The organism is Jiella avicenniae (genome assembly GCF_021390325.1).
GTDB classification, from domain to species: domain Bacteria; phylum Pseudomonadota; class Alphaproteobacteria; order Rhizobiales; family Rhizobiaceae; genus Jiella; species Jiella avicenniae.
The window spans coordinates 58,117-74,586 of sequence record NZ_JAJUWU010000020.1 but is presented as its reverse complement, the minus strand read 5'-3'; the positions used below and the strand labels follow the sequence as shown (position 1 = coordinate 74,586).

General features: G+C 67.1%; 16 protein-coding genes. 7 read left to right on the top strand and 9 right to left on the bottom strand.

Annotated elements, in window-relative coordinates; genetic code table 11:
- Positions 1–683: 683 nt before the first annotated feature.
- On the top strand, positions 684–995 hold the full coding sequence (locus tag LZD57_RS18835) for a hypothetical protein (protein ID WP_233721114.1): 312 nt from the start codon (positions 684–686) through the stop codon (positions 993–995).
- A gap of 12 nt (positions 996–1,007) precedes the next feature.
- A complete protein-coding gene (locus tag LZD57_RS18830; RefSeq protein WP_233721112.1) occupies positions 1,008–1,376 on the top strand; it encodes a helix-turn-helix domain-containing protein in 369 nt (122 codons plus the stop codon).
- Positions 1,377–1,501: 125 nt separating this feature from the next.
- Here LZD57_RS18830 and recJ read toward each other — a convergent pair whose 3' ends face one another.
- From recJ to LZD57_RS18805, 5 genes are all read right to left on the bottom strand, one after another.
- Complete coding sequence (recJ, locus tag LZD57_RS18825; protein WP_233721111.1) at positions 1,502–3,295, bottom strand: single-stranded-DNA-specific exonuclease RecJ; 1,794 nt, start codon at positions 3,293–3,295, stop codon at positions 1,502–1,504.
- A gap of 106 nt (positions 3,296–3,401) precedes the next feature.
- Positions 3,402–4,406, bottom strand: coding sequence for a class II fructose-bisphosphatase (gene glpX, locus LZD57_RS18820; RefSeq protein WP_233721109.1), 1,005 nt, complete (start codon positions 4,404–4,406; stop codon positions 3,402–3,404).
- 406 nt (positions 4,407–4,812) lie between these two features.
- Positions 4,813–6,117 carry a homoserine dehydrogenase gene (locus LZD57_RS18815; RefSeq protein ID WP_233721107.1) on the bottom strand — a complete coding sequence of 435 codons (1,305 nt, stop codon included), beginning with the start codon at positions 6,115–6,117 and terminating at the stop codon, positions 4,813–4,815.
- Between the two features lie 139 nt (positions 6,118–6,256).
- Positions 6,257–7,474: an LL-diaminopimelate aminotransferase gene (locus tag LZD57_RS18810; protein ID WP_233721105.1), complete on the bottom strand. Its 1,218-nt coding sequence runs from the start codon at positions 7,472–7,474 to the stop codon at positions 6,257–6,259.
- A gap of 73 nt (positions 7,475–7,547) precedes the next feature.
- Positions 7,548–8,003 (bottom strand): hypothetical protein, encoded by a 456-nt coding sequence (locus LZD57_RS18805; RefSeq protein ID WP_233721103.1) that lies wholly within the window; start codon positions 8,001–8,003, stop codon positions 7,548–7,550.
- Positions 8,004–8,221: 218 nt separating this feature from the next.
- Here LZD57_RS18805 and phaC point away from each other — a divergent pair, with 218 nt between their 5' ends.
- Positions 8,222–10,057: a class I poly(R)-hydroxyalkanoic acid synthase gene (gene phaC, locus LZD57_RS18800; protein ID WP_233721102.1), complete on the top strand. Its 1,836-nt coding sequence runs from the start codon at positions 8,222–8,224 to the stop codon at positions 10,055–10,057.
- Between the two features lie 77 nt (positions 10,058–10,134).
- Here the strand turns inward: phaC and LZD57_RS18795 are convergent, their stop codons facing one another.
- Positions 10,135–10,443, bottom strand: coding sequence for a HigA family addiction module antitoxin (locus tag LZD57_RS18795; RefSeq protein WP_233721100.1), 309 nt, complete (start codon positions 10,441–10,443; stop codon positions 10,135–10,137).
- Between the two features lie 8 nt (positions 10,444–10,451).
- On the bottom strand, positions 10,452–10,748 hold the full coding sequence (locus tag LZD57_RS18790) for a type II toxin-antitoxin system RelE/ParE family toxin (RefSeq protein WP_233721099.1): 297 nt from the start codon (positions 10,746–10,748) through the stop codon (positions 10,452–10,454).
- 263 nt (positions 10,749–11,011) lie between these two features.
- Here LZD57_RS18790 and LZD57_RS18785 point away from each other — a divergent pair, with 263 nt between their 5' ends.
- From LZD57_RS18785 to radC, 4 genes are read left to right on the top strand one after another with little or no spacing between them, the layout of a single operon-like run.
- Entirely contained in the window at positions 11,012–11,458 is a 447-nt protein-coding gene (locus LZD57_RS18785) for a glyoxalase superfamily protein (protein WP_233721097.1), read from the top strand.
- A 59-nt stretch (positions 11,459–11,517) separates the two neighbouring features.
- Entirely contained in the window at positions 11,518–12,228 is a 711-nt protein-coding gene (gene sfsA, locus LZD57_RS18780) for a DNA/RNA nuclease SfsA (protein ID WP_233721095.1), read from the top strand.
- Positions 12,225–13,076, top strand: coding sequence for a type I methionyl aminopeptidase (gene map / locus LZD57_RS18775; protein WP_233721094.1), 852 nt, complete (start codon positions 12,225–12,227; stop codon positions 13,074–13,076). The genes sfsA and map overlap by 4 nt, the downstream gene beginning before the upstream one ends.
- Before the next feature lie 8 nt (positions 13,077–13,084).
- Positions 13,085–13,885 carry a RadC family protein gene (gene radC, locus LZD57_RS18770; protein WP_338034720.1) on the top strand — a complete coding sequence of 267 codons (801 nt, stop codon included), beginning with the start codon at positions 13,085–13,087 and terminating at the stop codon, positions 13,883–13,885.
- Between the two features lie 33 nt (positions 13,886–13,918).
- Here radC and LZD57_RS18765 read toward each other — a convergent pair whose 3' ends face one another.
- Together LZD57_RS18765 and fhuB are read right to left on the bottom strand one after the other, a co-directional pair.
- On the bottom strand, positions 13,919–14,200 hold the full coding sequence (locus tag LZD57_RS18765; protein WP_233721092.1) for an usg protein: 282 nt from the start codon (positions 14,198–14,200) through the stop codon (positions 13,919–13,921).
- Between the two features lie 316 nt (positions 14,201–14,516).
- Entirely contained in the window at positions 14,517–16,466 is a 1,950-nt protein-coding gene (fhuB, locus tag LZD57_RS18760) for a Fe(3+)-hydroxamate ABC transporter permease FhuB (protein WP_233721090.1), read from the bottom strand.
- Between the last annotated feature and the right edge of the window lie 4 nt (positions 16,467–16,470).

Below are 16,470 nucleotides of genomic sequence, written 5' to 3'. Positions count from 1 at the left end.
ACAATCAATGACCGACCGCCCCCGAGCTTGAAAGACCGAGTCGCTTCGGATTCGACCGTCCGCGCGCAGGCGGATGCGCTGCTTATCCGCGATCTACTTGAAGTTGGGTTGGTAACGGACACCCGGCAGGCAAGACTAGAAGCCGAAACTCGCCGAACGACCCGTTGCGCGAAGTGCAATCGGTTACGTGACGCGTTGACGTAAAATTCGATTCATTGTTGTGTTCAATCGACACGCCGAAGCGCGGCAGGCAGCAATGGACCTTTCCGAACCCGACGATCCGTATCGCGAGTGGATGCATCCCGGCAGCATCCGCGGGGCTGCCGAGCCCGGCGGCCGCCTCGCGGGTTCGCCGTTTCGAGGCTGGAGGAACCAGCGAAAGCGGCGTGCGCCCGTCGTCATGATGCCGCCGTCCGCCAGACAGGGGTTCGTCGTCTCGGCCGAAGACTGCTCCGGCCAGCCGCTTCGACCGGGCCGTTTCCGCCCGCTCCACGGCAGATCCGCACGATCGCGTCGTCGCCCCATGCCGAATCGGGGCGAAGGAGCGATCCCGCTCCAGGCGAAAACGACCACGTTTTCGGATTTGCGGCACCAGGCCGGGGTGCGGCAAATTCGCCCACAACCAATACGAAAGTCGTGCCTCGGCTGCACGGGAAAAAGCCTTAAACTGTGGAGGAACGGCAATGATATCCGAGGACACCATGCGGTTGTCGCAGGCTCAGGAAGCTGCACACTTTCTCATCTCCAGCCTATCCGCCGTGCGGAGCCTCTCCCTTGCCGCCGCACGCGCCGTCGAAGCTGCCATCTACGAGTGTGACGACCGCCTCCTGATACCGGAGCGAACTCTTCCTCCCGCATCCGTTAACCGAAATGCCATTCTGCATGCTTTGATTTATGCAATTCCTGAGTTAGAGCATGACCGTCCAGAAGCTGCCGCTGCGGTGACTTTGGCAATCAAAATCCTTGCCCAACAGTCGATGCAGCGAAACCGATAAGACAGTCAAACTATGCGTAACTCAAAAGCTGCCTCCGACATAGATCGTCAAATCGCCGCCCGCATCCGGCTGGCGCGCCTGGAGACGGGTATGTCTCAAGAAAAACTGGCCGAAGCGCTCGGAATTACATTCCAGCAAGTCCAGAAATACGAGAAGGGTTTGAATCGAATTTCCGCAGGTCGCCTGCGGGAGATCTCCGACACCTTGGGGCGTGAGGTCACTTGGTTCTTCGAGGAGATGCCGACCTTCGAAGCGTATCCGACGCTGTCGAAGGCCGATCTGCGGATGCTGAAGAACCTGAAGGCTCTTTCGCCGGAGACCCGCCGGGCTCTCGATGCCCTGTTGGCTTCCCTCAACCCGGTGGCCGAAACCACCGAGTGACATTTGCCTTCCATCGTCCCGGGGCTTGCCCGCGAACGGTGGCGACCTCCGACGATCGAAAGGTCGGTCGCGAAGCAGGACGGGCTTCGCCGACCTTCTGAGCGTCGAAGACGGTGGCTCGCGTTTCACACGAACTTCGCGACGGCCGCGTCGCCGATTTTGAAGCCCACCGTCTGCTCGCCGCGGAAGGAATCCGCCGACAGGCTGCCGGCCACGTGCAAGGGCATCGGCTGACCCGACATCAAGAGGTCCCCGAGTTCACCGCCCGCCGCCTTGAAGGCGATCGCCCGCATCGTGACGCCATCTTCTCCCTTGAGGCGGACCGCGACGTGTCCGTTCCCGACGATCCGCGCGTCGACGACCCTGTGCCGCGGCACGGCGAGGAGCGGTGCCTCGTGCCCCGAGCCGAAGGGCCCCGCCTTTTCCAGCATTTCGTAGAGCGGCATGGTCAGCCCGGCGGCACTGACCGCTCCGTCGATTCGCAGCGCATCGCTCGCCCTCGCAGCCGCGACGTCCGCCTGCGCCGATGCTTCCAGGAATTCCCGTAGCTCGCCGAGCCGCTCCCGCCGCACCGTCAGCCCTGCGGCCATCGCGTGGCCGCCGCCCTTCTCGATGATCCCCCGGTCCACCGCCCGACGGACGATACGGCCGAGGTCGACGCCCGCCACCGAGCGTCCGGAGCCGGCTCCCTTGCCGTTCTGATCGAAGGCGATCGCGAATGCCGGGCGGCGGTAGCGCTCCTTCAGGCGGGCGGCGAGCAGACCGACGATGCCGGGATGCCAGTCCTTCGATGCTGCGACGACCACCGGCGGCCCTTCGCCGGATCCGATCTCGGCGGCGACTTCGGCATCCGCTTCCGCCAGCATCCGCGCCTCCATCGTCTGCCGCTCCTGATTCAGCAGGTCGAGCTGCTCGGCAATGGCATCGGCGGCGGCTTCGTCGTCGAGGCACAGCAGCCGGCTGCCGAGGGCCGCGTCGCCGATCCGGCCGCCGGCGTTGATCCGCGGCCCGAGCAGGAACCCCAAATGTCCGGAACGCACCGGGCCGGACAGTCTGGCGATGCGGCACAGCGCCTTCAAACCGGGATTGTCCTGGCGACGCATGACGGTGAGGCCCTGCACCACGATCGCCCGGTTCAGCCCCTTCAACGGAACGACGTCGCAGACCGTCGCGAGGGCAACGAGATCGAGAAGCCCCATCAGATCGAGCGGGGCCTGCGAAGACCGACCCCGAAGCAGCCGCTGGGTCGCGACGATCGTCATGAAGACGACGCCCGCCGCCGCGAGATAGCCGAGGCCCGACAGATCGTCCTGGCGGTTCGGATTGACCAAAGCGACGACGCGCGGAATTTCGCTGCCGGCCTGATGATGATCGAGGACGACGACGTCGAGACCTTGGCTGCGGGCATGATCGAAGGTCTCGAAGCTCGACGTGCCGCAGTCGACCGAGACGAGGAGAGTCGCGCCGGCCTCGGCGAGCTCGTCGATCGCCGGTCGGTTCGGGCCGTACCCCTCGGTGATACGGTCCGGTATGCGCACGATCGCATCCAGCCCGTAATGACGGAGGAAGCGCGAAAGCAGCGCCGAGGAGGCAGCGCCGTCGACATCGTAATCGCCGAAGATCGCCACCCGTTCGCGCCGCAGGATGGCGCTCGCGAGACGCGCGGCCGCCGCGTCCATGTCGGTGAGGACGGAGGGATCGGGCATCTCGTGACGCAGCTTCGGATCGAGGAAACGCGCGGCAAGATCCGTCTCGACTCCCCGCGCCGCCAGAACCCGGGCGACGACGTCGGGCAGGCCGAGCTTTTGCGACATGGCAAGAGCGGCCGCCTCGCTCCGGACGTCGAGGGCGCTGACCCAGCGCCGCCCGGAGATGGAGTTCTCGACGCCGAGAAAAGAATTTGCAGTCGCAGGAGGCATTTCGTCTCGAGGCATCGGTGTGGTTTGTGCGGTCGCGGGTCCGCACCCGCTTATGACAAATCCGCCCCTTGCTGGGAATGCCGTCCGGCCGGCCGTCACCTCCGGTTCAGCGAGAACGCGTGACGCCCTCCGCAAGGTCGCTGACGTGATGGTGGGCGCGAATCTCGCGGATGGTGCGCGTGAAAGAGCGCATCAGCAGCGTGTGGGTGGTGACGCGGTCGCGATAGAAGCGCACGCCGTCAAGGAGGTTGCCGTCGGTCACGCCGGTCGCGGCGAAGATGACGTTTCCGGCCGCCATTTCCTCGGCCGTGTAGATCTTCGCCGGATCGCCGACGCCCATCCGCTCGGCGCGGGCTCGCTTCTCGATGGTGTTGAGCTGCAGCCGGCCCTGCATCTGGCCGCCGGTGCAGCGCAGAGCGGCCGCCGCCAGCACGCCTTCTGGCGCGCCGCCGATGCCCATGTAGATGTCGATGCCGGTTTCCTCCGGGTCGGTCGTGTGGATGACCCCGGCCACGTCGCCATCCCCGATCAGCCGGATGGCGGCACCCGCCTCGCGCACCGCCGCGATGAGCTGGGCGTGCCGCGGCCGGTCGAGGATGCAGGCGGTGAGATCGGCGACGCGGACGCCCTTGGCTTCGGCCAAGGCCTCGAGATTCTCCTCCGGCGACCGGGACAGATCCACCACGCCTTTCGGATAGCCCGGTCCGACGGCGATCTTTTCCATGTAGACGTCGGGCGCGTTCAACAGACTGCCGCTCTCGGCCATGGCGACGACGGCCAGCGAGTTCGGCAGGTTCTTGGCGCAGACGGTGGTTCCCTCGAGCGGGTCGAGGGCGATGTCGACGGCCACGCCGCCTCGCCCCACCTTCTCGCCGATGTAGAGCATCGGCGCCTCGTCGCGCTCGCCCTCGCCGATCACCACGGTGCCGGCGATGTCGATCTGGTTGAGCGCCTGGCGCATCGCGTCGACTGCCGCCTGATCGGCGGCCTTCTCGTCCCCGCGTCCGCGCAATCGGGCCGCGGCGATGGCCGCCCGTTCGGTGACGCGCGCCAGTTCCAGGGAAAGGACGCGGTTCAATTCTCCGCCAAATTCCACCATGGCTCCGATCATCTGATTCGCCCTCCGCTCCAGCGCGGCATCGTCACGAGTTACACCGGCTCTTCGGGCGATACGACGTCGATCTCGTCGCCGAGCCGACCATTTGCAGAGCATAGCCCGAAAGTGGCACTGCCCGCCACGGTTGGCAGGCGGCTGCTCATATGCGCCCGTCGCGTGTCGGCGCGATGTCGCCGACGGCGGGTGGTTCGGGGTGGGTTCCGCCGACCGTGACATCGGGGACGAGCGATCGGGGGCCGGCGGCGCCGCGCCGATCAGACGTATGTCCGGCGGCGCGGTCGAGGTCGACGAGAGCCACGCGAGCGCAATCGCCGGGCCGCGCCTCAAGCGGCTGCGTCAAGCGGGGCCGTCGATCCGGACGCAACCGCCGACCGCACTCGGATCTCTCGACCGAGACCTCTCAGTCGAGGTCCTCGATGCGGATCATCTGGGGCTCGCCAGACAGGTGCCCGTCCCGCGACAAGCCGTCGAGCGCGGCTCTGATCGCCGCCTCGGTGGTATCGTGGGTGACGAGGATCACCGGGGCGGTGCCTTCGCCGGCTTGACGATCCGCCTTGCGCTGGACGATCGATTCCAGCGAAATGCCGTTCTCGGCCATGCGGCTGGCGATCGAGGCGAAGGCGCCGACCCGGTCGAACACGGCGAGGCGGATGTAGTAGCCGCCCTCATGGGCGCGCATGCGGGCCCGGTGATAGGGCTGTAGCCGCGACGGCGGCAGGCCGAGCGTCGGCGGCACGAAGCCTCCGGCGACGTCCATGATGTCGGACAGGACGGCCGAGGCCGTCGCCGCGCCGCCGGCGCCGGGCCCGGCGAGCAGGATCGAGCCGAGAAGATCGGAATCGATCGCCACCGCGTTGGTGACGCCGTCGACCTGGGCCAGCGACGAGCGCGCCGGGATCATCGCCGGATGAACCCGCTGCTCGATGCCGCTGTCAGTCCTCAGCGCCACGGCGAGCAGCTTGATCCGGTAGCCGAGTTCGGCGGCCGCGGCGATGTCCGCGATAGTGATCTTCGAAATGCCCTCGATGAAGATGCTCTCCAGCGAGATCTCCGTTCCGAAGGCGAGCGAGGTGAGGATCGCGAGCTTATGGGCCGCGTCGAAGCCGCCGATGTCGAAGGTCGGGTCGGCCTCCGCGTAGCCGAGCGCCTGGGCGTCCTTCAGGCAGGCGTCGAAGCCGATGCCCTCCTTCTCCATCCGCGTGAGGATGTAGTTGCAGGTACCGTTGAGGATGCCGTAGACGCGGGAGACCTCGTTGGCCGAGAGCGCCTCGCGCATGGTCTTGATGACCGGAATGCCGCCGGCGACGGCCGCTTCGAAGAGGATTTCGGTGCCGTTCTCCGCGGCGAGCCGGGCGAGCGCCACCCCGTGATGGGCGAGCAGCGCCTTGTTGGCGGTGACCACAGGGATGCCGCGCCGCAGCGCCGCCTCGACAGCCTGCCGAGCAACCCCGTCCGATCCGCCGACGAGTTCGACGAAGGCGTCGATCTCGCCTGTCTCGGCCATTTCGACGGGATCGTCGAACCAGGCCATGCCGTCGGCGTCGAAGCCGCGCGAGCGGCTCCTGTCGCGGGCCGAGATCGCGGTGATACGGATCGACCGGCCGACCCGCTCGGCGAGAAGCTCGGCCTTTCGTTCGATCAGTTGCGCCACGTTGGCGCCGACGGTGCCCAGCCCGGCGATGCCGAGCCGCAATTCGCTTTTCATGCCAAACTCATCTCGAGGCGGTTGGTCCGGACCCTCAAGGGACGATCCGGACGCCAGTCATGCGGCGTATCGATCGCTGGCGTGCCCGGCCGGCCCTTCGGACGGGACGACCTGGCCCGACGCCCGCGCGAAACGGCGGCTACGAGCGGGCGCGCAGCGAGACGACGTTCTGCCCGGCTTCGGCGCCCGACGCAAGAAACCGGCGGATGTTGCGGGCGGCCTGGCGGATGCGATGCTCGTTCTCGACGAGCGCGATGCGCACGTGATCGTCGCCATGTTCGCCGAAGCCGATGCCCGGCGCAACGGCGACTTCCGCCTCTTCGATCAGGAGCTTGGAGAATTCCAGCGATCCGAGATGACGATAGGCCGGCGGGATCGGCGCCCAGGCGAACATGGTCGAGGCCGGCGGCGGCACGTCCCAGCCCGCCCGGCCGAAGGATTCGACCAGAACGTCGCGGCGCCGGCGATAGATCGTGCGGACCTCTTCGATTGCCGCATCGCCGCCGTTCAACGCCGCCGTGGCCGCCACCTGGATGGGCGTGAAGGCGCCGTAGTCGAGATAGGACTTCACCCTTGCGAGCGCGGCGATGAGGCGCTTGTTGCCGACGGCAAAGCCGATGCGCCAGCCGGGCATCGAGAAGGTCTTCGACATCGAGGTGAATTCGACGGCGACGTCCATCGCGCCGTCGACCTGAAGGATCGAGGGCGGCGGCACGTCGTCGAAATAGATCTCGGCATAGGCGAGGTCTGACAGAACGATGATCTCGTTCTTCTTCGCGAAGTCGACGACCTCCCGGTAGAAGTCGAGATCGGCGACATAGGCCGTCGGATTGGAGGGATAATTCAGAATGATGGCGATCGGCTTCGGGATCGAGTGGCGCACCGCCCGGTCGATGGCGGCAAAGAAGTCCCGATCGGGCTTGGCCGGGATCGCGCGGATCGTCCCGCCGGCCATCAGGAAGCCGAAAGCGTGGATCGGATAGGTCGGGTTCGGGCAGAGGACGACGTCGCCCGGCGCGGTGATCGCCTGGGCCATGTTGGCGAAGCCTTCCTTGGAGCCGAGCGTCGCCACCACCTCGGTCGCCGGATCGAGGGTGACCCCGAATCGGCGCTTGTAATAGCCCGCCTGGGCGCGCCTGAGGCCGGCAATGCCCTTCGAGGCGGAATAGCGGTGCGTGCGCTGGTCCTGGATGACTTCGCACATCTTGTCGACGACGAATTGCGGCGTCGGCAGATCGGGATTGCCCATGCCGAGATCGATGATGTCGGCGCCGCGCGCCCGGGCGGTCGCCTTCAGCCGATTGACTTCCTCGAAGACGTAAGGCGGCAGACGCCGGACTTTGTGAAATTCTTCCATGTCTCTCGTCCTCCGGCGCCATGCCGGGAAATCAGGCTACGAAAAATAGAATGTGCGAGACTATCGGCGGCGTCTATTCGGCCGACTGGATCTCGCGCAGCACGTCCTCCGGCGAGCGGCTCGGCTTCACGCCGGTCCCGACGGAGACGGCGTTCCGCTCCGGCCTCTTCGCGAGCGCCGTCTCGACCTCCTGCGCCTGCTGACGCTTGATCCGCTTCATGCGGGCGATCTCGGCCTCGTAGCCGCGCGTCGAGACGCCGCCCTTGCGCCTTGCCGCAAGCGCCCTGGCGCGCCCTTCCTGAGCGGCGACGGAGGCATCGTCGATCTGCGGCGCGGCGGCGTTCGGATAGGCGCCGAGCAGCGGATAGCCGTCGGCACCCAGACGCTGGCCGGAGCTGCCGTCCGGCGCCACCGGCCGATAGGCGACGTTCTGGGCCGACATCGGCGCGTCATCGGCCGACTGGCAGCCGGAAACGAAGGCAGCCAGTGCCGCTGCCGCCAGTGCCCGAATCGCCCTCTGACCGATCATTCCGTTATGCCCTCTCGACGAAGCGGCCATCCGGACGACCCGCTTCAAATCCGCGACGCGTGTGTCATATCCCACCGATCGGTCAATTACAAAGAAGACGGCGCCGGTTTCATGGCGCCGTTGCAAGAAAAGCGCTTAAATCGGATGCGATCGGACTGCCGCAGCGCCGCATAGAACGACGCCACGCCGACCGGGGACCCGAGGGAGGAGAAACGACGATGGCCAGCAAAGCCGGAGAGCCGGGAACCGGACCCTTCGAGGCGAAGACCGACGAATTCGTGGTCAAGGATCCCGAAGCCTTCGGGCTCAACATGGCCCGCATGCTGGAACAGATCGGCAAGGCCGCCGCGGCCTGGGTGGCGCCTCGTGAAAAGGGCGATTTCGTCGACGGTGGGCCGGTACAGATCTCCGAGGTCGTGCAGACCCTGTCGCGCGTCTCGGAATACTGGATGACCGACCCGGCGCGGGCGATGGAGGCCCAGACGAACCTCTTCGCCAGCTACATGACGATCTGGAACAACTCGATCCGCCGGCTGGCGGGAGAGATGCCCGACCACCCGGTGGAGGCGTCGAAGGGCGACAAGCGCTTCGCCGACGCGGACTGGAACGAGAACCTGTTCTTCGACTTCGTCAAGCAGACCTATCTCCTGACCACCCGCTGGGCCGACGACCTCGTCGAACGGGCCGAGGGGCTCGATCCGCATACGCGGCAGAAGGCGGCCTTCTACGTCCGGCAGATTTCCAATGCGCTGGCGCCCTCGAACTTCGTCATGACCAATCCCGAACTCTACCGGGAGACCGTCGCCTCGAACGGCGAGAACCTCGTGAAGGGCATGCGGATGTTCGCCGAGGACATGGCCGCCGGCCATGGCAATCTGAAACTGCGCCAGGCCGACTACACGAAATATCAGGTCGGCCGCGACATGGCGGTGACACCGGGAAAGGTCGTCGCCGAGAACGAACTCTGCCAGATCATCCAGTATGCGCCGCAGACCGAGACGGTGTTCCGGCGGCCGCTGATGATCGTGCCGCCCTGGATCAACAAGTTCTACATCCTCGACCTCAACCCGGAAAAATCGCTGATCGGCTGGCTGGTGCAGCAGGGCGTGACGGTCTTCGTGGTCTCCTGGGTCAATCCGGACGAACGCCACGCGGGCAAGGACTGGCAGTCCTACATCGAAGAAGGGATCCGCTTCGGCCTCGACACCGTCGAGAAGGCGACCGGGGAGAAGGAGGTCAATGCCGTCGGCTATTGCGTTGGCGGCACGCTGCTCGGCGCCTCGCTCGCCTATCTGAAGGCCAAGGGCGACGAGCGCATCAGGTCGACAACCTTCCTCACCACCCAGATCGACTTCACCCATGCCGGCGACCTGAAGGTCTTCGTCGACGAGACGCAGCTGAAGTCGCTCGAAAAGGCGATGGACCAGAAGGGGTATCTCGAAGGCTCGCAGATGGCGACGGCCTTCAACCTTTTGCGCTCCGGCGATCTGATCTGGCCGTATTTCGTCAACAACTACCTGCGCGGCAAGGAGCCCCTGCCCTTCGACCTGCTCTACTGGAACGCCGATTCGACCCGCATGCCGAAGGCCAACCACCTGTTCTATCTGCGCAACTGCTATCACGAGAACCGGCTTTCGCGCGGCCGCATGGAAATCGGCGGGATCCGGCTCGACCTCTCCAAGGTGACGATGCCGATCTACAACCTCGCCACCAAGGAGGATCACATCGCCCCGGCGCGCTCGGTCTTCACCGGCTGCCGCGCCTTCGGCTCCAAGGTCGACTTCGTCCTGACCGGCTCGGGCCACATCGCCGGCGTCGTCAATCCGCCGGCGAAGAACAAGTACCAGTTCTGGACCGGCCCCGCCCCGAAGGACGTCGGCTCCTACGAGGACTGGCTGCTCGCCGCCAGCCAGACGCCCGGCTCCTGGTGGGGCCACTGGCTGGAATGGCTGACGCCGCAACTCGGCGAACGGGTCGAGGCGCGAAAGCCCGGGGGCAAGACGCTGAAGGCGATCGAGGATGCGCCGGGGCGGTATGTGACGGTGAAGTCGTAACGACGAACCGACCGCTTCATACGCACCCAATGACAGCGGATTTCTTTCGGTTGGAGCCGGAGCGGTCGGGCCGCGACTTAGGCAGCCGAGGACACGGGTCTGGCTCGCTCGATGCGGGCCCGCTGTTCCGGCGAGTTCATGGCCAGCCACAGGTCGTTTCGGCGCTGCAGGTTCAGCCAGAAATCCGGCGTGTTGCCGAAGACCCGCGCGAGGATCAGGGCGGTCGCCGCGGTCACGCCACGCCGGTCTCTGCAGAGTTCGTTCACATGCTTGCGCGGCACACCCATGGCTTCGGCCAGCGCCGTCTGCGTCAGGCCGAGAGGCTGCATGAACTCTTCCGTCAAAATCTCCCCGACCGTCGCCGGCTTGCGCTTCGTCGTCAGCACCCGACACCTCATCGATAGGAATGATCGTCCAGATAAAGATCAGAAGCCTCCCCCGAAGCTTCGTTCCAGCGAAATACGATCCGCCACCGCTTGTTGACCCGGATCGAATGACGGCCCGCCAACCGGCCGCGCAATTTTTCGAAGTGATTGCTCGGTGGAGATCGGAGATCCCGTTCGCTCGTGGCGTCGTCGACCATTTGCAGCTTGCGGAACAGACGATCCTCGATATCCGCGGGAATCTGCTTGGCGCGGACATCCTCGATGTAGAACGCACCGAGCCACTCGTCCCTGAAGCCAGCGATCAAGAAGAAACTCCCTGCTCGTTCCTTTGTACCACTCATCGGTACAATCGCAAATGCCTTCATCGACTCGTGATTCGATTGCCCCGATCGCGCGGAGGCGCTATAGGCGGCGGCATGGGTTCGGAGCACCCGCCGTCCGCAGGCCTTTGGCCGTGGTGAAGCTTCCGGAACGACACGGGTCGAACGCTCGAAACGGGCATCGCTGGCCGGTGGCAATGCGGACTCCCGCCCTTGGCCGTCATGCGATGCCGGAAAGAGCTTCCGCCATGACGCAATCTTACACCCCACTCCCTTCCCTGCCCGTCCTGAAGGATCAGGCGCGGCGCCTTCGCGCCTCGCTGGAGGCCATCGGCCAACCGATCTCCCACTGCCGGGCCCTCGAACTCGTTGCCCATCAACACGGCTTTCGCGACTGGAACACGCTGCATGCCCGGCTCGGCAACCGGCCGCGGCTTTCGCCCTACACGATCGGCGCGCGGGTGGCCGGCACCTATCTCGGCCAACGCTTCGCCGGCGAGGTGATCGCGGCGGGCGTGTTCGAGAACGATCCGACCCGCATCCGCCTGACGCTCAAATTCGACGAGCCGGTCGACGTCGTCACCTTCGACAGTTTCTCGGCCTTTCGGCACCGGGTGAACTGCGTCGTCGACGACACCGGCCGCAGCCGCGAGAAGACCTCGGACGGTCGGCCGCATGTGGAACTCGCCTGGTAGCGTCCAGGCCGGGAAATGACCGAGTTGACCCGGCGGGGGCGAAAAGCTACCCGCCGGCCATGCAGTTCCCCGCTCCGCTGATCCCCGGCCGCCTGATCGAGCGCTACAAGCGTTTCCTCGCCGACGTCGCGATCGACTGCGAGGATGCCCCGGTCACCGTCCACTGTCCCAATCCGGGTGCGATGATGGGGCTGAAGGCGCCGGGCTCGCGGGTCTTCCTGTCGCGCTCGGCGAACCTCAAGCGGAAACTGCCGCTGACGCTGGAGATCGTCGAGGCGGACGAGACGCTGGTGGGCATCAATACCGGCCTGCCCAACCGGCTGGCCGAGGAAGCCGTCGCCGCCGGGCTCGTCCCTGCGCTTGCCGGGCTCGGGCCGGCGCGGCGCGAGGTGCGCTACCAGGCGAACTCGCGGGTGGATCTGCTCTACGAGGATGTGGACGGGCGCCCGGTCTATGTCGAGGTGAAGAACGTCCATCTGATGCGGCAGGCCGGGCTCGCCGAATTTCCCGACTGCGTGACGACGCGGGGCGCCAAGCACCTCCTCGATCTCGCCGCCGAGATCCGCGCCGGCGCCCGCGCGGTGATGCTCTATGTGGTGCAGCGGACGGACTGCGACCGTCTCGCCTTTGCCGCCGATCTCGACCCGGCCTATGCAGAAGGCTTTGCCGCGGCACGACGGGATGGGGTTGAAGCCTACGCCGTTCGGTGCGACATCACGGTAAACGGCATCACTCCCGCCTGCACCATTCCGATCGTCGAGCGACCATGACCACCTATCTTGAGGCAGAGGCGAACCCGATCCGCAACACCGGCGCCATCCGCCTCTACGGGCCGGAGGCCTTCGAGGGCATGCGCCGCGCCTGCGGGCTGACCGCCCGCTGCCTCGACGGCCTCGCCGAACTCGTCGTTCCCGGCGTGACGACCCAGGCGCTGGACGATTTCGTCTATGATTTCGCGCTGGCCAACGACGCCGTCCCCGCCACGCTGAACTATCGCGGCTATACCAAGAGCGTCTGCACCTCGATCAACCACGTGGTCTGCCACGGCGTGCCGAACGACAAGCCGCTGAAGGAAGGCGACATCGTCAATATCGACGTGACGCTGATCGTCGACGGGTGGCACGGCGATTCCTCGCGAATGTATCCGGTGGGCAAGCTGAAACGCGCCGCCGAGCGGCTCTGCGAGGTGACCTATCGCTCCCTCCTCCTCGGCATCGAGGCAGTCAGGCCCGGCGGCCACATCGGTGACATCGGCGAAGCGATCCAGTCCTATGCCGAGAGCGAGCGATGCTCGGTGGTGCGCGATTTCTGCGGCCACGGCGTCGGCAAGCTGTTTCACGACGCGCCGAACATCCTGCATTACGGCCGCCGCGGCGAAGGCCCCGAGATGAAGCCGGGGATGATCTTCACCATCGAGCCGATGATCAATCTCGGCCGCCCGCATGTGAAGATCCTCAACGACGGCTGGACGGCGGTGACCCGCGACCGGACCCTCTCCGCCCAGTACGAGCACACGCTCGGCGTCACCGAGGAGGGCTGCGAGGTCTTCACCCATTCTCCCGGCGGCCTCGATACGCCGGGCATCGCCTTCGAGCGCGAACCCGCCGCGGCCGAATAGAGCCGGCCATGGCACCGGCGGGGGAGCGGAGCGACGACGAAGGGCTCTACGGTTCCGGCGAGGACGGTCTGGCCGGCCTCGAAGAGCGCCAGGGCGCTTCGCCGCGGATTTCCCCCGGCGGCGGCACGGCGAAGACCACCTCCCATCATGACGGCCACCGCGACCGGCTGCGCGAGCGCTTTTCCACCGCCGGCGAGGACGCGCTTGCGGACTACGAGCTGCTCGAACTCATCCTCTTCCGGACCATCCCGCGCAGGGACGTCAAACCGATCGCCAAGGCGCTGATCGCCCGCTTCGGTTCGCTGGCCGAGGTGCTCGGCGCCCCGCCCAAGCGCCTGACCGAGGTCGCGGGCGTCAAGGACGCGGTCGCCCTCGACCTGAAGATCGTCGCCGCCCTCAATCGCCGGGCGATGCGCTCGGCGGTGCGCCAGCGCGAGGTGCTCTCCTCCTGGACCGCGGTGCTCGACTATTGCAGCGCCGCGATGGCCCACGAGGCGCGCGAACAGTTCCGCATCCTGTTCCTCGACAAGAAGAACACCCTCATCGCCGACGAAGTGCAGGGAACGGGCACCGTCGACCATACGCCGGTCTATCCCCGCGAGGTCGTGCGCCGGGCGCTGGAGCTGAACGCCACGGCGATCATCCTCGTCCACAACCACCCGTCCGGCGATCCGACGCCGTCGCGCGCCGACATCGAAATGACCCGGACGATCGTCGACACCGCGAAACCCCTCGGCATCGCCGTCCACGACCACATCATTATCGGCAAGAACGGCCATGCCAGCCTGAAGGGGCTGCGGCTGATCTGAGCCAGCGGCGGCGCCTTGCATCGCCGCCTGTCGTCAGTGCAGTTGCCCGCCGTCCTTCACGAGGCGGATCTCGCGCGGCGTGATCAGGCCCTGATGCATGACGCGGACGGAGTGGATGATCGCCTCGATCTCCCGCTCCCAATGGTCGAGAAACCGCTTGAGGCGCGGATAATCCGGCGCCAGATCCTCGAACTGCCACAAGAACGTCTGCAACAGGGACGGATGATCCGGCATGCGGTAAAGCACTTCTGCAGACGTGAGGCTGTATCCCTCAAGCATGCGGCAGAACGAAGCGTCGGCGGTTCTTCTCGTCATCGGCACACCTCTTCGAAGAGCGGCGGCCGGCGAGTGGCCGACGCTTAGGTCCGTCCGCTCGGCACTTGCGAGACGGGCTCTCTGGCAAGTGGAGGCGACAGATCGATGCTGCGCCGCAAGGGTTAACGACGCGTTAACCGGCCCTGTGACAAAGAGGCCGGTCGAACCGATCATGCCGATCCCGCGGCCTGCCGCAAGCGCCGAATTGCCGCATTTCGACGCAGACGTTGCAGCCGCACAACAAAACGGCATCGGACGGGACGATCAGTAGTCTCCGGTGGCCCTTCAAAGAAGAGCCGGCGGGGATGGACGCGGCTCAGCGGGCTCTGCGCAGCAGCATCGCCACGAGATAGGGCCCGCCGACGAGAGCGGCGAAGAGGCCGGTCGGCAGTTGATAGGGAAAGGCGAGGCTGCGCGCCGCCGTATCCGTCGCGATCATGATCAGCGCACCGAGAAGCGCCGCGCCGACGAGCTGCTCCCGCGGCCGGGCAAAGCCCATGCTGCGGGCGAGATGGGGCGCCATCAGCCCGACGAAGGACAGCGGTCCGACGGCGAGAGTCGCAGCCGCCGTCAGGATCGCGGCGAGCGTGACGAGGAGCCCGCCCGCCCGCGACGGCGAAAGGCCGAGGCTGCGGGAGGTGACGGCCCCGAGACCGAGGACGGCGAGCCAGCGATGGGCGAGGCAAGCGAGCGGCAGGAGCAGGACTGCCAGCACGGCTTCGGCGAGGGCCAGGCCGGACGTCACCCGCAGCGTCGAGCCGCTCATCCAGTCGAGCAGCCGCGAGGCTTCCGGCCCGCCCCGCGCCATCACCAGCGTGACGCCGGCGCCGGCCAGCGATGCCACGGCGATGCCGCCGAGGAGCAGCCGCTCCGGGCCGAGCCGCGCGGCGCGGGCGAAGATCAGGATCGCGGCGAGCGCGGCGAGCGATCCGGCACCGGTGGCGACGAGCATGGCGCCGGTGCCGGCGAAAGGCGCGACAAGCAGCAGCGCCGCGAGGCCGAGCCCGGCACCGGAGCTGATGCCGAGGACTTCCGGGCTGGCGATCGGATTGGCGGTGAAGCGCTGCAGGACGACGCCGGCGACGGCGAGCATCGCGCTTGCCGAAGCTCCCGCGAGGAGCCGCGGCCAGCGCAGCGGCAGGAGCGCCGCGATGTCGGCCTGTTCCCGGAAAAAGCCGGTGGCGTCGGGCTTCAGCAACAGCGAAACGAGGGCGGCGACGACCGTCAGAGCCGCCAGGCAGAGGAGCACGGCCCGAGGCGCGGCGAGCCGCCGGAACGCCGTCGCCATGGGCGCCGTGGCGCGTTGTGGCAGGCGCGGCAGCAGCCAGAGCAGCAGCGGGCCGCCGATGAGCGCCGTCACCGCGCCGGTGGCGACGCCCGTGCCGAAGACAGCTTCGATCGCCAGGACGGCGGCATCGGTCGCAAACAGGAGCACGGCGCCGACGAGCGGTGCGGCGAGGAGCTGGGCGCCGGGCGTCCGGGCGCCGGAAAGCCGGGCGAGATTGGCGGCCATGAGCCCGACGAAGCCGATGATGCCGGCAAAGGCCGTGACGGTGGTGGCAAGCACCGTCGCGACGAGCACCACGGCCAGGCGGATCGCCGCGGTCGAGACGCCTAGGCTCTTCGCCGTCTCGTCGGACAGGCCGAGCAGCGCCAGCGGTCGGCGCAGCAGAAAGGCGGCGAGGCCGGCGGAGATCAGGAGGCTCGCCAGCACGGCGTCGTTGCGCCAACCGGTCTGGGCGAGCGTGCCGCCGCCCCACAGATAGAGCGACAGCATGTAATCGCCGCCGGCGAGGATCAGCGTCGCCGACAGGGCCCCACAGACCAGCGAGACGACGAGGCCGCACAGGATCATCGTGACCGGGTCGTAGTTGCGGCTGCGGGCGAGGTAGAGGACGAGCGCGAGCGCACCCCCGCCGCCGCCGAAGGCGACGAGGCTGCGTGCCTCGGCGATCAGCGACGGGGCGAAGAGCGTCGCGGCGCCGAGGGCGAGCTGCGCGCCGGCCCCGACGCCGAGCGTCGAGGCATCGGCGGCGGGATTGCGCAAAGTCCGCTGCAGCAGCGCCCCGGCAAGCCCCAGCGCTGCACCACCGAGAAGCGCGAAGGCGGCGCGCGGCGAAAGACCATAGGCGAGATAGTCGCCTGCAAAGCTCGGAGCGAGGCCGACCAGCGACTGCCGGGCCGCGAAGGCGAAGACCGCGAGCCCCGCCAGGAACAGCAGCAGCCAGAGGCCGGCGGCGACCGCTCCGGGCGCTCGGACGGTCAATCGG

Excerpts from the sequence above, each read along its gene's own strand:
- LZD57_RS18835 (WP_233721114.1), top strand. The coding sequence starts at position 684 with ATGATATCCGAGGACACCATGCGGTTGTCGCAGGCTCAGGAAGCTGCA.
- LZD57_RS18830 (WP_233721112.1), top strand. The coding sequence starts at position 1,008 with ATGCGTAACTCAAAAGCTGCCTCCGACATAGATCGTCAAATCGCCGCC.
- recJ (WP_233721111.1), bottom strand. The coding sequence starts at position 3,295 with ATGCCTCCTGCGACTGCAAATTCTTTTCTCGGCGTCGAGAACTCCATC.
- glpX (WP_233721109.1), bottom strand. The coding sequence starts at position 4,406 with ATGATCGGAGCCATGGTGGAATTTGGCGGAGAATTGAACCGCGTCCTT.
- LZD57_RS18815 (WP_233721107.1), bottom strand. The coding sequence starts at position 6,117 with ATGAAAAGCGAATTGCGGCTCGGCATCGCCGGGCTGGGCACCGTCGGC.
- LZD57_RS18810 (WP_233721105.1), bottom strand. The coding sequence starts at position 7,474 with ATGGAAGAATTTCACAAAGTCCGGCGTCTGCCGCCTTACGTCTTCGAG.
- LZD57_RS18805 (WP_233721103.1), bottom strand. The coding sequence starts at position 8,003 with ATGATCGGTCAGAGGGCGATTCGGGCACTGGCGGCAGCGGCACTGGCT.
- phaC (WP_233721102.1), top strand. The coding sequence starts at position 8,222 with ATGGCCAGCAAAGCCGGAGAGCCGGGAACCGGACCCTTCGAGGCGAAG.
- LZD57_RS18785 (WP_233721097.1), top strand. The coding sequence starts at position 11,012 with ATGACGCAATCTTACACCCCACTCCCTTCCCTGCCCGTCCTGAAGGAT.
- sfsA (WP_233721095.1), top strand. The coding sequence starts at position 11,518 with ATGCAGTTCCCCGCTCCGCTGATCCCCGGCCGCCTGATCGAGCGCTAC.
- map (WP_233721094.1), top strand. The coding sequence starts at position 12,225 with ATGACCACCTATCTTGAGGCAGAGGCGAACCCGATCCGCAACACCGGC.
- radC (WP_338034720.1), top strand. The coding sequence starts at position 13,085 with ATGGCACCGGCGGGGGAGCGGAGCGACGACGAAGGGCTCTACGGTTCC.
- LZD57_RS18765 (WP_233721092.1), bottom strand. The coding sequence starts at position 14,200 with ATGACGAGAAGAACCGCCGACGCTTCGTTCTGCCGCATGCTTGAGGGA.